General features: G+C 46.8%; 11 protein-coding genes and 2 pseudogenes. 10 read left to right on the top strand and 3 right to left on the bottom strand.

Annotation, left to right across the window (positions count from 1 at the left end; all coding sequences use genetic code 11):
• Nucleotides 1-40: 40 nt before the first annotated feature.
• A complete protein-coding gene (locus ACTWJ7_RS27780; RefSeq protein ID WP_443146055.1) occupies nt 41-454 on the bottom strand; it encodes a DUF2621 family protein in 414 nt (137 codons plus the stop codon).
• Between the two features lie 225 nt (nt 455-679).
• Here ACTWJ7_RS27780 and ACTWJ7_RS27775 point away from each other — a divergent pair, with 225 nt between their 5' ends.
• Nucleotides 680-1,807, top strand: a complete 1,128-nt coding sequence (locus ACTWJ7_RS27775) for a deoxyribonuclease IV (protein ID WP_301879791.1) — start codon at nt 680-682, stop codon at nt 1,805-1,807.
• Between the two features lie 22 nt (nt 1,808-1,829).
• A complete protein-coding gene (gene purU / locus ACTWJ7_RS27770; RefSeq protein WP_024629344.1) occupies nt 1,830-2,723 on the top strand; it encodes a formyltetrahydrofolate deformylase in 894 nt (297 codons plus the stop codon).
• A 76-nt stretch (nt 2,724-2,799) separates the two neighbouring features.
• Here purU and ACTWJ7_RS27765 read toward each other — a convergent pair whose 3' ends face one another.
• Nucleotides 2,800-3,288 (bottom strand): hypothetical protein, encoded by a 489-nt coding sequence (locus tag ACTWJ7_RS27765; protein ID WP_301879600.1) that lies wholly within the window; start codon nt 3,286-3,288, stop codon nt 2,800-2,802.
• A gap of 431 nt (nt 3,289-3,719) precedes the next feature.
• Between ACTWJ7_RS27765 and tkt the strand changes: the two genes are divergently transcribed.
• From tkt to ACTWJ7_RS27740, 5 genes and pseudogenes are all read left to right on the top strand, one after another.
• Nucleotides 3,720-5,762, top strand: a complete 2,043-nt coding sequence (tkt, locus tag ACTWJ7_RS27760) for a transketolase (protein WP_285075123.1) — start codon at nt 3,720-3,722, stop codon at nt 5,760-5,762.
• Between the two features lie 143 nt (nt 5,763-5,905).
• On the top strand, nt 5,906-6,223 hold the full coding sequence (gene ppnP, locus ACTWJ7_RS27755) for a pyrimidine/purine nucleoside phosphorylase (RefSeq protein ID WP_024629347.1): 318 nt from the start codon (nt 5,906-5,908) through the stop codon (nt 6,221-6,223).
• A 186-nt stretch (nt 6,224-6,409) separates the two neighbouring features.
• Entirely contained in the window at nt 6,410-7,765 is a 1,356-nt protein-coding gene (locus tag ACTWJ7_RS27750) for a glucose-6-phosphate isomerase (RefSeq protein WP_079350797.1), read from the top strand.
• Between the two features lie 162 nt (nt 7,766-7,927).
• Nucleotides 7,928-8,558: pseudogene (locus ACTWJ7_RS27745) on the top strand (YigZ family protein).
• 5 nt (nt 8,559-8,563) lie between these two features.
• Entirely contained in the window at nt 8,564-9,166 is a 603-nt protein-coding gene (locus ACTWJ7_RS27740; protein ID WP_301879599.1) for a TetR/AcrR family transcriptional regulator, read from the top strand.
• A 189-nt stretch (nt 9,167-9,355) separates the two neighbouring features.
• On the opposite strand, the gene ACTWJ7_RS27735 is transcribed toward ACTWJ7_RS27740, so the two are convergent.
• A complete protein-coding gene (locus ACTWJ7_RS27735) occupies nt 9,356-9,757 on the bottom strand; it encodes a secondary thiamine-phosphate synthase enzyme YjbQ (RefSeq protein WP_079350796.1) in 402 nt (133 codons plus the stop codon).
• Nucleotides 9,758-10,105: 348 nt separating this feature from the next.
• Here ACTWJ7_RS27735 and cysT point away from each other — a divergent pair.
• The 3 genes and pseudogenes from cysT to ACTWJ7_RS27720 all read left to right on the top strand — a co-directional run.
• A pseudogene (gene cysT, locus ACTWJ7_RS27730) lies at nt 10,106-10,908 on the top strand (sulfate ABC transporter permease subunit CysT); the annotation flags it as partial.
• 7 nt (nt 10,909-10,915) lie between these two features.
• A complete protein-coding gene (locus tag ACTWJ7_RS27725) occupies nt 10,916-11,713 on the top strand; it encodes a sulfate ABC transporter permease subunit (protein ID WP_285075120.1) in 798 nt (265 codons plus the stop codon).
• Between the two features lies 1 nt (nt 11,714).
• Nucleotides 11,715-12,779, top strand: a complete 1,065-nt coding sequence (locus ACTWJ7_RS27720) for a sulfate/molybdate ABC transporter ATP-binding protein (protein ID WP_024629354.1) — start codon at nt 11,715-11,717, stop codon at nt 12,777-12,779.
• Nucleotides 12,780-12,834: the final 55 nt, after the last annotated feature.

The raw sequence follows: 12,834 nt of genomic DNA, 5'->3' as shown, positions 1-12,834 counted from the left end.
CATATGTAAGCGAAATACATGTTCGGCTGAATTCCATTTTCTATTTATTCATTAGATGTTTATAAGGCGAATAGTCAATGTGGTTTTTCTCCAGAAATTTCACCAGAAACTTATTATCCCGCTTCGGTGTGGCTATAATGTATCCTTTAATGCAATGATCTCTGGATACTTCAGGTGCATTATTTTCGTACGCAATTTTACCGATTTCTGCTGCGATGGAATGTTTGGCGATATCTCGAAATGGGCCGGGAACAGGCTCTACAAGCTGGTCGAGAAAAGCTTTTGCTTCATCTGTCCATAAATGACGGCTGGTTTCAACCCAGTGGTTCTGCCAATCGAGTTTGGACTTCCCGTCTGCCTTCGGAAGCACTTTCAAAAACTTGCGCATCATAAAAAATCCGCCAACACACATACTTCCAAGCAAAAGAACGGTCCAGAATGCGATTGTGTTCATAAACCAATTGCTGGGGAACTGCTGGTCAACGTCAAAGCGTAGGAGCCGAAAATCATTGCGGAGTCACCTCGGATTATTGATTTTCACGGAAAGACGGATTCCGCCCACCCATGTTCCAATTACAGCTGTAAAAAATAGCCTATATCCCGAATTATAGCGCATTTCTAGATTTATTTCGATAATCGCGTTAGAATAAGGGATAATTCAGAAAAAGGGGGATTAATGATGCTTAAAATCGGCTCCCATGTGTCCTTTTCGGACAAGGGATTATTGAGTGCAACGAAGGAAGCGTCCTCGTACGGTTCCAGTTCGTTTATGATATATACGGGTGCACCGCAAAATACCCGCCGGAAGCCTATTGAGTCCATGTTTATTGAGGAAGGCAAGCTTGCGATGCAAGAGGGCGGAATGGAAGATATCGTTGTCCATGCGCCATACATTATTAACCTAGGATCATACAAAGAAAACACGTATGAGCTGGCCGTAAGTTTCCTTCAGGAAGAGATCCGTCGTACACATGCGATTGGTGTCAAAAATATCGTGCTGCATCCTGGCGCATTTACGGACAAGGATGCACACTACGGCATCGGACGTATTGCTGAAGGCTTGAATGAAGTGCTGGACGGTGTAAAAGAGACGGATGTGAATATCGCTCTGGAAACAATGGCCGGCAAAGGAACTGAAATGGGCCGCAGCTTCGAAGAAATTGCTCAGATCATCGAGAAGGTTACACACAATGAACGCCTTACTGTATGTATGGATACATGTCACATTCACGATGCGGGTTATGATATCGTGAATGACCTGGACGGTGTTCTTGAACAATTTGATCGTACGGTAGGGCTTGACCGCATTGCCGTAATGCATATTAATGATAGTAAGAACCCTGTGGGTGCGCACAAGGACCGTCATACACCGATTGGCTCCGGCTGGATTGGTTTTGAGGCAATTAACCGCATCGTGCATCATGAAGCTCTGAAGGGCCGTCCGTTTATTTTGGAAACGCCTTGGATTGGTAAAGATGCCAAAACGCAGCGTCCAATGTATGAAGCGGAAATCGCGTTGCTTCGCGGGGATGTTGCTGGTCGATTTGGCCCCGAGTTCCTGACAGAAGTGGAACAACTGCATCATTTCTTCAAAGGAAAAGAGATTGAGTCCCGTTCGTACGTTCTGGATGTTTGGACGCTGCTCAAAAATGATGCCAAAGCCAAAAAATCCGACCCGCGTGAACCGTTGGAACGTCTGTATGACCTCGTGGCTGAAGCCGAATTGTTCCCGCATTTGAATGAAGAACAACTGAATCATCGCTTGATTGCCTGGCTTGCAGGAAAAGAACTGCTGGTCCTGGCATAGTTGAAGGAGGAAGAATAACCCGATGGAGATTCACGCTAAACAAGTACGTCCTGATGTTAAAAACCGCGCCGATCGGGCGCGGATGCTCATTTCCTGTCCGGATGGACCCGGAATTGTTGCTGCAGTTTCCCATTTCCTGCACCAGCATGGTGCAAACATTGTCCAGTCGGACCAGTACACCATGGACCCGGCTGGCGGCATGTTTTTTATGCGGATCGAGTTCGATCTTCCACAATTGTCGGCGAACCTGCCCAAGCTGCAAGCAGATTTTGAAGAAGTGGCAAGCCGTTTCAAAATGGATTGGAGTCTTTCCGCGGTTAGCCGCAAGAAGAAACTGGCCATTTTTGTATCCAAGGAGGATCACTGTCTGGTTGAGCTGTTGTGGCAATGGCAGGCTGGCGATCTGGATGCAGACATCGCACTCGTCGTGAGCAATCATCTGGATATGAAGGACTATGTAGAATCATTTGGCATTCCTTATCATCATATTCCGGTTACAGCGGATACGAAGAAGGAAGCGGAACAGCGCCAACTTGACGTCATTGGTAATGATATCGATGTAATCATTCTTGCGCGTTACATGCAGATCATTTCCCCAATGTTCATTGAGCATTACCGTAACCGCATCATTAATATTCATCACTCGTTTTTGCCTGCCTTTGTCGGCGGTAAACCGTATGCCCAAGCGTACAACCGCGGTGTCAAAATTATCGGTGCGACGGCTCACTATGTTACGGAAGAGCTGGATGGCGGACCGATTATTGAGCAGGACGTACAGCGTGTAAGCCACGGGGATGATGTAACCGAGTTGAAGCGCATTGGACGTACCATTGAGCGTGTTGTTCTTGCCCGTGCCGTCAAATGGCATGTTGAAGACCGTGTACTGGTTCATGAAAATAAAACCGTTGTATTTTAAGCTAATGCTTTAATACTGCGCAAGGTTGATTCGGAAAGATATATACTTCTATTCCTAAAAAAGAAAAGGCGATTCCCTATTCGTGTCTGAACGGGGGATTGCCTTTTTGGTTGTGTCGCCATATATAACCGCACAAACCAACGACCACACCAAATAACAGATGCCCTGCCAGCCAGTAAAGGATCGCTTTTACATCATACAGATCAGGCACACGACTCGACAGCTGGGAGAGCGGAATATACAGCAGGGAAGAGAGTGCGCCAATCAGGACGCCTTTGGATATTGGATGACCCGAACGCTGAATCCACCATATGTACAAGATGCCGAGGATTATGGAAACGATAATATGAAGCACAAATTCGATGTATTCAGGTAATGTTGGCGGGAGCCAGGGAACAAAATCGATGTTCAGCAGCAGGGTATAGACTTTTACACCGGTGTAAGTCTGCATGGCCTTTAAAAAGAATCCAAGTACAAAACCTGATGTAATCCCTGTTAAAACCCCGGCTTTCCAGGGTAATATGTGCTTTGACGACTTTGTTGACTTAGCAGAATGATTCAGCATAAGCGAATCCTCCTTTTGATATGAAGTATAGCCTGATGTGCACAAAGTCCGATTTTCCAATCATGATCAAGGATCATTATATGCAAAATCAACTTCAATATCTAAAAAGAGTATGGTTTTCCGCTTAAAGGTTATACTTCATCCGATGGATTTGCGATGCTGGCTGAGCTAGAAGATATACTGAAATGCTCAGTATGACACTCTTTTTGCGCAACTGGAAACAAATCCCTCGTCACAAACAACCGAATTTTCCCGATCTTCTAAAAGAAGGTTATGGAAAACATTCACGCCAAGTGATACAATACAAAAGTGAATAAGTCAAAATGAAACACTCAAGCGGATTCACTTATTGTGAAATTCGGTTTGCTTGTATGATGAGAGGGATTCGCTTGCGCAACCCGACTTATCTAAAGACATGAGGAGGACAAACCATGACTGACAAGAACGAAGCGATTCAAAAGGAAGAAAACAACACCATCGACAATCTGTCAATCACTACCGTACGTACACTGGCGATTGATGCAATCGAGAAGGCAAATTCCGGACACCCGGGAATGCCTATGGGCTCCGCTCCAATGGGGTACCAACTTTTTGCAAAAACGATGACACATAACCCGGACCACCCAACTTGGGTTAACCGGGACCGTTTTGTCCTGTCCGCAGGACATGGCTCCATGTTGCTGTACAGCTTGCTTCACCTGAGCGGGTATGACCTGCCTATGGATCAACTGAAACAGTTCCGTCAATGGGGAAGCAAAACGCCGGGTCACCCGGAATTCGGGCATACTGCAGGTGTTGATGCAACAACTGGACCACTGGGTCAAGGTATTGCAATGGCTGTAGGTATGGCTATGGCTGAAGCTCAACTGGGCGCAACATACAACAAAGACAAATTCAACGTAATCGACCACTACACGTATGCAATCTGTGGTGACGGTGACTTGATGGAAGGCGTATCCCATGAATCAGCTTCCCTGGCTGGACGTTTGCACCTGGGCAAATTGATCATGTTGTTCGACTCCAATGACATCACATTGGATGGTAAATTGAACCTGTCTTCTTCTGAAAGCATTGCGAAGCGTTTTGAAGCTTATGGCTGGCAAGTGCTGCGCGTTGAAGATGGTAACGATCTGCCTGCAATCGAAAAAGCGATCCAAGAAGGTCAAGCAGATACACTGCGTCCTACACTGATCGAAGTTAAAACTGTTATTGGTTATGGTAGCCCGAACAAACAAGGTAAAGGCGGCCACGGCGGTACTCACGGATCTCCACTGGGTTCAGACGAAGCCAAATTGACTAAAGAATTTTACAAATGGGTTTACGAGGAAGATTTCCACGTACCAACTGAAGTTCGCGAACACTTTGCACAAGTGAAAGATCGTGGTATCTCTGCAAACAAAGCATGGGACGAGAAATTGGCCGAGTACAAAAAAGCATTCCCTGAGCTGGCAGCTCAATTCGAAACAGCAATCAATGGCGACCTTCCAGAAGGTTGGGATCGCGATCTGCCTAAATATGCAGCAACAGACAAAGCGGTATCCACACGTGTAGCATCCGGTAATGCGCTGAACGGTTTGGCTCATAACGTGCCACAACTGACAGGCGGATCTGCTGACCTGGAAAGCTCCACAATGACTCACTTGAACAATCTGGAGAACTTCTCACCAGAAGATTATTCCGGTCGCAACATTTACTTCGGTATCCGTGAATTCGGTATGGCTGGAGCAATGAACGGTATGGCACTGCACAGTGGTGTGAAAGTATTCGGAGGTACATTCTTCGTATTTACAGACTATCTGCGTCCAGCTGTTCGTCTGGCTGCTCTGATGGGTCTGCCTGTGACGTATGTTCTGACTCACGACAGTATCGCTGTTGGTGAAGACGGTCCTACTCACGAACCAATCGAGCAATTGGCATCCCTGCGTATCATTCCTAACCTGACGGTTATTCGTCCGGCTGACGGTAATGAAACTTCTGCAGCATGGGCTTATGCGCTTGAGAACAAGAGCAATCCGGTTGCACTCGTACTCACTCGTCAAAACCTGCCGATTCTGGAAGGTACCGTTGAAGGTTCCCGTGAGAACGTGAAACGTGGTGCGTATGTTGTCTCTGATGCAAAAGAAGGCAAAGCTGTGGCCCAAATCATCGCAACAGGTTCCGAAGTGCAACTGGCTGTCAAAGCCCAAGCAGCACTTGCTGAACAAGGTATCCAAGTTCGCGTAATCAGCATGCCGAGCTGGGATCTGTTCGAGAAACAGGACAAAGCATACAAAGAATCCGTCCTGCTTCCGGATGTTAAAGCTCGTCTGGCGATTGAAATGGCTCATCCAATGGGCTGGGAAAAATATGTCGGCGACCAAGGCGACATTCTCGGAATCAGCACATTTGGTGCATCCGCGCCTGGCGACCGTGTTATCCAAGAGTATGGTTTCACTGTGGAGAACGTGGTTAGTCGCGTGAAAGCATTGCTGTAATAGCTTTGAAAAATGCTGCCAGGAGGGACAGTTTAATTTCTGTCCTGCCGAGTAGCAAGTGATTTCCGGCAGAGAATGGGCGGGTAACCGCCCTGATCTGTTTTGCCTTTTGTTTTCATTAACTTCAGGGGGAGCGGGTACGCATGTCACAGTTTGATCAAGTCAGTGTAGTCAAAGAGGCCAACATTTATTATGAAGGCCAGGTAACGAGCAGAACAGTTATTTTGGGGGATGGCAGCAAGGTGACTCTGGGCATTATGCTTCCAGGCAATTATGAGTTCGGCACAGATTCCCGTGAGATTATGGAGATTCTGTCCGGCGATCTGAGAGTATTGCTTCCCGGAGAAGCAGATTGGCAAGAGATTCAAGGTCAAGCTACGTTTCACGTGCCTGCCGAATCCAAATTTAAACTGGAGATACGCAGCGTTACCGACTACTGCTGCTCGTACCCGGCGGAATAATACAAGAAGGGTAACCAGAACCGCGACTCGCGGATTCGGTTAACCCTTTTTGCTTCTTAAACTCTTACGACAAAGTTCGGGCTGCAAGCTTGTCAGTCCTGTGGATTTGAAGTATCCTTAGGCTAAGTTGTTTCGAATGGAAAACGGAAAAAAATACGCTACCGATATCAGGAGGTTTTATAGATCATGGCAAAAAAAGTGAAGTTTGACTACAGCACAGCTCTGCAATTCGTCAATCAGCATGAAGTGGACTATTTCGCTGAACCGATTCGTTTGGCTCACGAGCAGCTCCACAACGGAACAGGTACAGGATCGGATTATCTGGGCTGGATCGACCTGCCTACCGCTTATGACAAAGAAGAGTTCTCCCGTATTCAAAAAGCGGCTGCCAAAATCCAAAGCGATTCCGAAGTACTGATTGTTATCGGTATTGGTGGATCATACCTGGGTGCTCGTGCAGCGATTGAAATGTTGACACACTCTTTCTACAACAACCTGCCTAAAGAAAAACGCAAAACGCCTGAAATCTATTTCGCAGGAAACAATATCAGCTCCACATATGTAACTCATTTGCTGGATCTGGTTGAAGGCAAAGATTTCTCCGTTAACGTCATCTCCAAATCCGGTACTACAACGGAGCCAGCAATCGCATTCCGTATTTTCCGTGCAGCATTGGAGAAAAAATACGGTAAAGAAGAAGCTCGCAAACGTATCTATGCAACAACAGATAAAGAGCGCGGCGCACTGAAAAAACTGGCGAATGAAGAAGGCTATGAATCCTTCATTATCCCGGATGATGTAGGTGGACGTTACTCCGTTCTGACGGCTGTAGGTTTGCTTCCAATCGCAGCAGCTGGCATTAGCATTGAGGAAATGATGCAGGGCGCGGCTGATGCTTCCAAAGAGTACAGCAACCCGAACGTAGCTGAGAACGAAGCATATCAATATGCAGCTGTTCGTAACGCGTTGTACCGCAAAGGTAAAGGAACAGAAATCCTCGTGAACTACGAGCCATCCCTGCACTTTGTATCCGAATGGTGGAAACAGCTGTTTGGAGAGAGTGAAGGTAAGGACTATAAAGGGATCTATCCTGCATCCGTTGATTTCTCGACTGACTTGCACTCCATGGGTCAATTCATTCAAGAGGGTAGCCGGAACATCTTCGAAACCGTCATTCAGGTTGCTGAAGTATCGGAGCATATCTCGATCGAAGCGGATCCGGATGATCTGGATGGTCTGAATTTCCTTGAAGGTAAAACGATGGACTTTGTTAACAAAAAAGCATTCCAAGGAACACTGCTTGCACACACCGATGGTCAAGTACCAAATCTGATTGTGAACATTCCAGATATGTCTCCATATTCTTTCGGATATCTGGTATACTTCTTTGAAAAAGCATGCGGCATTAGTGGTTACCTGCTCGGAGTCAATCCATTTGACCAACCAGGCGTGGAAGCTTACAAGAAAAATATGTTCGCTTTGCTGGGCAAACCAGGCTTTGAAGAAGAGAAAGCAGCGCTGGAAGCGAGACTTTCCGAATAATTCATCGGTCTGCTCATATAGCTAAATAAGGTAATGTAATTACATTCGGGGAGTCTTTGTCAAAGCAATGGTTCCCCGGATGTTAAACCAAGGCAGTTCGTCCGCGTCCGCGCGGGGAACTGCTTTCTTGTAAAATGGATCAAATTGGAAAGTTGGATAGGAATGATTGAACGTTATCGCACGGTTCGAGGACCGGGCAATCTGGAAATTGTAATCAAGAAGTCGCGATTTATCGGTCATATTATGCCGGTCACGACGGAAGAAGAAGCCAATGCGTTTATTGATGAAATCAAGAAAAAACATTGGAATGCCACTCATAACTGCTCGGCTTACATGATTGGTGAGCGGGATGAGATCCAGAAGCAATCCGATGATGGGGAACCAAGCGGAACCGCGGGGAAACCCATTCTTGAAGTGATCAAAAATCAGCAATTGAAAAATGTGGCTATCGTAGTTACACGTTACTTTGGGGAATCATGCTTGGAGCAGGTGGGCTAATTCGCGCTTATACGGATGGAGCAGTTGCAGCCATTGAAGCGGGGAAGCGGTTACCAAAGTGCTTCATCGTGAAGTTTTTGTTGAACTGGATTACACATGGCTGGGCAAAGTGGAAAATGAATTAAGGAGCCGGGAAGTCCGTACAGGTGAAACTGGATTCACCGATAAGGTTACGTTGACTTGTCTTCCGCCGGATAGTGAAGCCGAGGCATTTGTAGCCTGGATCACAGATTTGACGCAAGGGCAATCCCGGATCACGGAGGGACAGCGGCTTTATTTTATTGAAGGGGAATAAAATATATGGCTAGAAGAGCAGTCGAACAGGAGTTGTCGAGGGAGCGGATACTGGAGGCGGCGAGGCATCTTTTTATTACCAAAGGATACCGCGCCATTTCGATGCGAAGCATCGGCCAGCATCTGGGCTATAGTCATGGGTCGCTGTATTATCATTTTAAAGAAAAGGCGGAGCTGTTTTATGCCATTGTGGTTGAAGATTTCAATCATCTGGGGCATCTGCTGCTGCAAGCCATGGTCAGGCCAGTCGTGGTCGGCGTGAGCAAGGTGGAACATATTATGATGGAGTTTATTCGTTTTGGTTTGGAGAATCCGTATCAGTACGAGATCATGTTCATGATTCGGGATGAGGAATTGCTATCGTATTGTCGTACGGAGCAAGGAAGATGCTTCGAATTGTTTGCCTCTATTATTCGGCAATACATGAATGAAGAGGGTTGCACAGAAGAGGATATTCAATGTGTACCACGTACGCTGTTTTTGTCTATGCACGGATTCATATCATACTATATTCAGGATCGTTTGACCTTTTCAGAGATTGAATCGGCTGCGTTATCTCATGTCAAAGTACTCTGTCGAAATCTCCAACACCAGCCTGGCGTCCAATAAGGCGCTTTTGTCGCACTCCTATACTTCAGGGCGGTGAATTGTCATAACATTAATTCTTTATAACGTTGTCTCGCGAAAGTTTTTAAGCGAAGAAGACCAAGACAGGCGGATTACATCCCGGAAATAGGATGGACCGCCTGTTTGTTTTATTATTTTGATGAAGAATAGTTGGACATGGGTGTAAATGAACTATCCTTCCATGATTTTAAGGAAATATTTCCGTTGACGGGGACCGTCAAATTCGCAAAAATAGATGCCCTGCCATCTGCCGAGCACTAATCTGCCCTCATGTATGATCACCGTTTGTGATGGTCCGGTTGTGATCGATTTCAAGTGAGATGCCGTATTCCCCTCAGCATGGCGATATTCGGGATGCTCCCAAGGGTACACTTCGTTCAGACGAAGCAGTACGTCATGTTTGACATCCGGGTCAGCATTCTCGTTAATTGCAATGCCTGCTGTCGTATGTGGACAGTAAATCAATACCGTTCCATTTTGCACACCACTTTCACGGACAACCTGCTCCACTTCCCGCGTAATATCTTTCATCTCATCCCGTCTGGATGTCGATAAATTCTTCGTATATAACATATTGCTCCCACTCCTTTTGCTTCAAATTAGTCCTCTAGATTGTACCTTAACCATTACATAACAAACAAACCAGGAAGCTTGCGGATAACAGCGATTGGAAGGTTGTTCTGGCTGCGTAGCGGGCAGGAAATTTTTTATTAATTCCATCACATGGCTGCCCCAATTTTATTCCATAAAAGCATTGACGATTAGCACTGCAAACTGGTAAAGTATCAGATAAGCAAAAAAACCAAGTAGACTAATGGGAATAATGTTGAAGTAATAAAATCCAACTTAGGAAAAAGGTTGTATGGAAGCAGGAAGACTGCCGACCGGACATAGAACCGGAGGCTGGGAGGGAATGCAGCAATGAATACCGTTCTTCGTCATAAGGGATGGACTTGGGGATTCCGTAGTACCGTATTGTTATATTTTATCGTACTCATTGTACTTCCAATCATCGGTGTGTACGTCAATTCCTTCTCAGAAGGATGGAGCAACTTTATCCAAAGCATCATGGACCCTATTGCGTGGAAAGCCGTGCTCTTAACGATCCGGCTGGCCGTTATCGCAACGGTGATTAATGTTATTCTGGGAACCATGATAGCCTGGGTGCTAACACGTTATCGCTTTTTCGGGAGGTCATTCCTTAACAGTCTGGTAGATCTTCCTTTTGCATTGCCTACCGCCGTTGGTGGACTGATGATTATGCTGCTCCTAGGTCCGGTCAGTGCCATCGGAAAACTAGCGGAATCTATGGGGTTTGAAATTGTGTTTCACCAGCCTGCGATTGTGATCGCGATGACCTTTGTTACGTTTCCTTTTGTCATCCGTGCGGTGCAGCCTTTACTTGAAGAGATCGATCCTTCGGAGGAAGAGGCATCCTACACGATGGGAGCATCGAAGGCGCGCACGTTCAGGCAGGTCATTCTACCGTCCATGGCTCCGGGCATGATTAGTGGGGGATGCTTGCATTCTCCAGAGCACTGGCCGAATTTGGCGCTGTTGTGCTGGTGGCAGGCAATATCCCGGGAAGAACTTTGACGGCTTCCGTATTCATATATGGCGAGATCGAAAGTGACAATCCAACCGGTGCCGCTGCGGTATCCGTACTGCTCTTAACACTCTCTTTCCTGATCCTCTGGCTCATTAATCTGGTGCAGATGCGGGGAGAAGACGATGAGGCGACTATTAATCGGACTGACGTTTGCGGTGTTCATTGTACTGCTGATCATCCCGCTTGGACGAATTGTTATTGGTGCATTTGAAGACGGGGCAGGAGGTTTCCTGGAAGGGCTGTTGCGTCCTGAGGCGCTGCATGCCCTGATGATGACAGGACTTGTTGTACTTGTCGTCACGCTGTTAAATACATTGTTTGGCGTAATGATGGCTATCTATCTGGTCCGCGCCGGATGGCTGAGTGACCGGGTAAAAGGGCTGCTGAACAGCATCGTGGATCTGCCCTATGCCGTATCCCCAGTCATCGGCGGATTGATGATTGTATTGCTGCTGGGACCCAACAGCATTATGGGCGCTTTTTTTGAAGGGATAGGATTCAATGTGGTGTATGCCTTCCCGGGCATGGTCATAGCAACGTTGTTTGTCACTTTTCCACTGATGGTCCGAGAGGTGATGCCTGTTTTGCAGGAGCTGGGATCTCAGCAGGAAGAGGCTGCATCAACGCTTGGTGCATACGGCTGGAGAACGTTCTGGAGTGTTACCTGGCCTTCCATTCGTTGGGCGGTAGTATACGGTCTTGTGTTGACGGTTGCCCGCTCGCTTGGAGAATTCGGTGCGGTGCTGGTTGTATCGGGTAACATTATGAACAAAACACAAACGGCAACAACGCTGGTATATCAGGATGTTGAGAATTTTAACGTTGCTGCCGCAAATGGTGTGGCATTGGTACTGGTTACCTTTTCCGTCGGTCTCCTGCTTATGATGGAATGGGCCAAGAAGCGAAAGGAAGTGCATTGAGATGCATGTGGAAGTCCGTGATCTGAACAAACATTTCGGTGATTTTCATGCGGTAAAAGATGTCTCGTTCGATATTGCCAAAGGCCATCTAATCGGTTTGCTAGGCCCCAGCGGAGGTGGGAAAACGTCCATTCTGCGTATGCTTGCGGGGCTTGAGAACCCGGGTTCCGGGGAGATTCGTTTTCACGGAAAGGTCGTAAACCATCTGCCTCCGCAGGAGCGTGGGATCGGATTTGTATTTCAGAACTATGCCTTGTTCAAACATATGACAGTATTTGATAATATCGCCTTTGGACTCAAGGTCAAAAAGACTCCCAAAGCTCAGATCCGTGATCGGGTCATGGAGCTTGTGGAGTTGACGGGATTGAAAGGTTTCGAACAGCGTTATCCGCATCAGTTGTCTGGTGGACAGCGGCAGCGTGTTGCTTTTGCCAGAGCATTGGCCCCGGAGCCACAGCTACTATTGCTGGATGAACCTTTTGCCGCCATTGATGCCAAGATCCGTCAGGAACTTCGTTCATGGCTGAGAGAGCTGATTGAGCGGGTGGGCATCACTTCGATTTTTGTAACCCATGACCAGGATGAAGCGATTGAAGTTGCCGACGAAATTATGATTATCAGCCAAGGACGGTTAGAACAGAAGGGCACGCCATGGGATATTTACAAAAACCCGGAGACACCTTTCGTTGCTACATTTATCGGGGAATCTACCGTCGTGGAGGATGCTTCACAGCTCAAGGGCTTTGAACATGCGGTGGAAGGGGAACGCACACGTGCACTGATTCGGCCTGAGTATATCGAGATTGGTTTGAAAAACGAGTTTAGCATGCTGTCCGCTACTGAAAAGGGTACCGTCAAACACCTTCATTTCCGTGGAAGTGAATGGATGGTAGAAGTGGAAGTTGAGGGGCATAAACTCATTACGTATCGTTCTCTGGAGAAAACAACCTTGCAAGTCGGTCAACAGATTCGTGTGCTCGTGCATCGTGCTTATCTGTTCAATGATACCCATAGCTGGGTTGTTGAGAATCGGTTGAAAGAAGATCCAATGCCAGTCATTATCTAATCAGAAGATCATTTGATTCAGTAAAGTTTTAGAATTTTGGAGAGAGGTGCTGCCC

Source organism: Paenibacillus sp. 1A_MP2 (assembly GCF_052244825.1).
In the GTDB taxonomy this organism is placed as follows: domain Bacteria; phylum Bacillota; class Bacilli; order Paenibacillales; family Paenibacillaceae; genus Paenibacillus; species Paenibacillus vandeheii.
This window is presented reverse-complemented; position numbering and strand designations above follow the sequence as displayed.

Coding starts and splice junctions, on each gene's coding strand:
- ACTWJ7_RS27780 (WP_443146055.1), bottom strand. CDS start 454: ATGAACACAATCGCATTCTGGACCGTTCTTTTGCTTGGAAGTATGTGT.
- ACTWJ7_RS27775 (WP_301879791.1), top strand. CDS start 680: ATGCTTAAAATCGGCTCCCATGTGTCCTTTTCGGACAAGGGATTATTG.
- purU (WP_024629344.1), top strand. CDS start 1,830: ATGGAGATTCACGCTAAACAAGTACGTCCTGATGTTAAAAACCGCGCC.
- ACTWJ7_RS27765 (WP_301879600.1), bottom strand. CDS start 3,288: ATGCTGAATCATTCTGCTAAGTCAACAAAGTCGTCAAAGCACATATTA.
- tkt (WP_285075123.1), top strand. CDS start 3,720: ATGACTGACAAGAACGAAGCGATTCAAAAGGAAGAAAACAACACCATC.
- ppnP (WP_024629347.1), top strand. CDS start 5,906: ATGTCACAGTTTGATCAAGTCAGTGTAGTCAAAGAGGCCAACATTTAT.
- ACTWJ7_RS27750 (WP_079350797.1), top strand. CDS start 6,410: ATGGCAAAAAAAGTGAAGTTTGACTACAGCACAGCTCTGCAATTCGTC.
- ACTWJ7_RS27740 (WP_301879599.1), top strand. CDS start 8,564: ATGGCTAGAAGAGCAGTCGAACAGGAGTTGTCGAGGGAGCGGATACTG.
- ACTWJ7_RS27735 (WP_079350796.1), bottom strand. CDS start 9,757: ATGTTATATACGAAGAATTTATCGACATCCAGACGGGATGAGATGAAA.
- ACTWJ7_RS27725 (WP_285075120.1), top strand. CDS start 10,916: ATGAGGCGACTATTAATCGGACTGACGTTTGCGGTGTTCATTGTACTG.
- ACTWJ7_RS27720 (WP_024629354.1), top strand. CDS start 11,715: ATGCATGTGGAAGTCCGTGATCTGAACAAACATTTCGGTGATTTTCAT.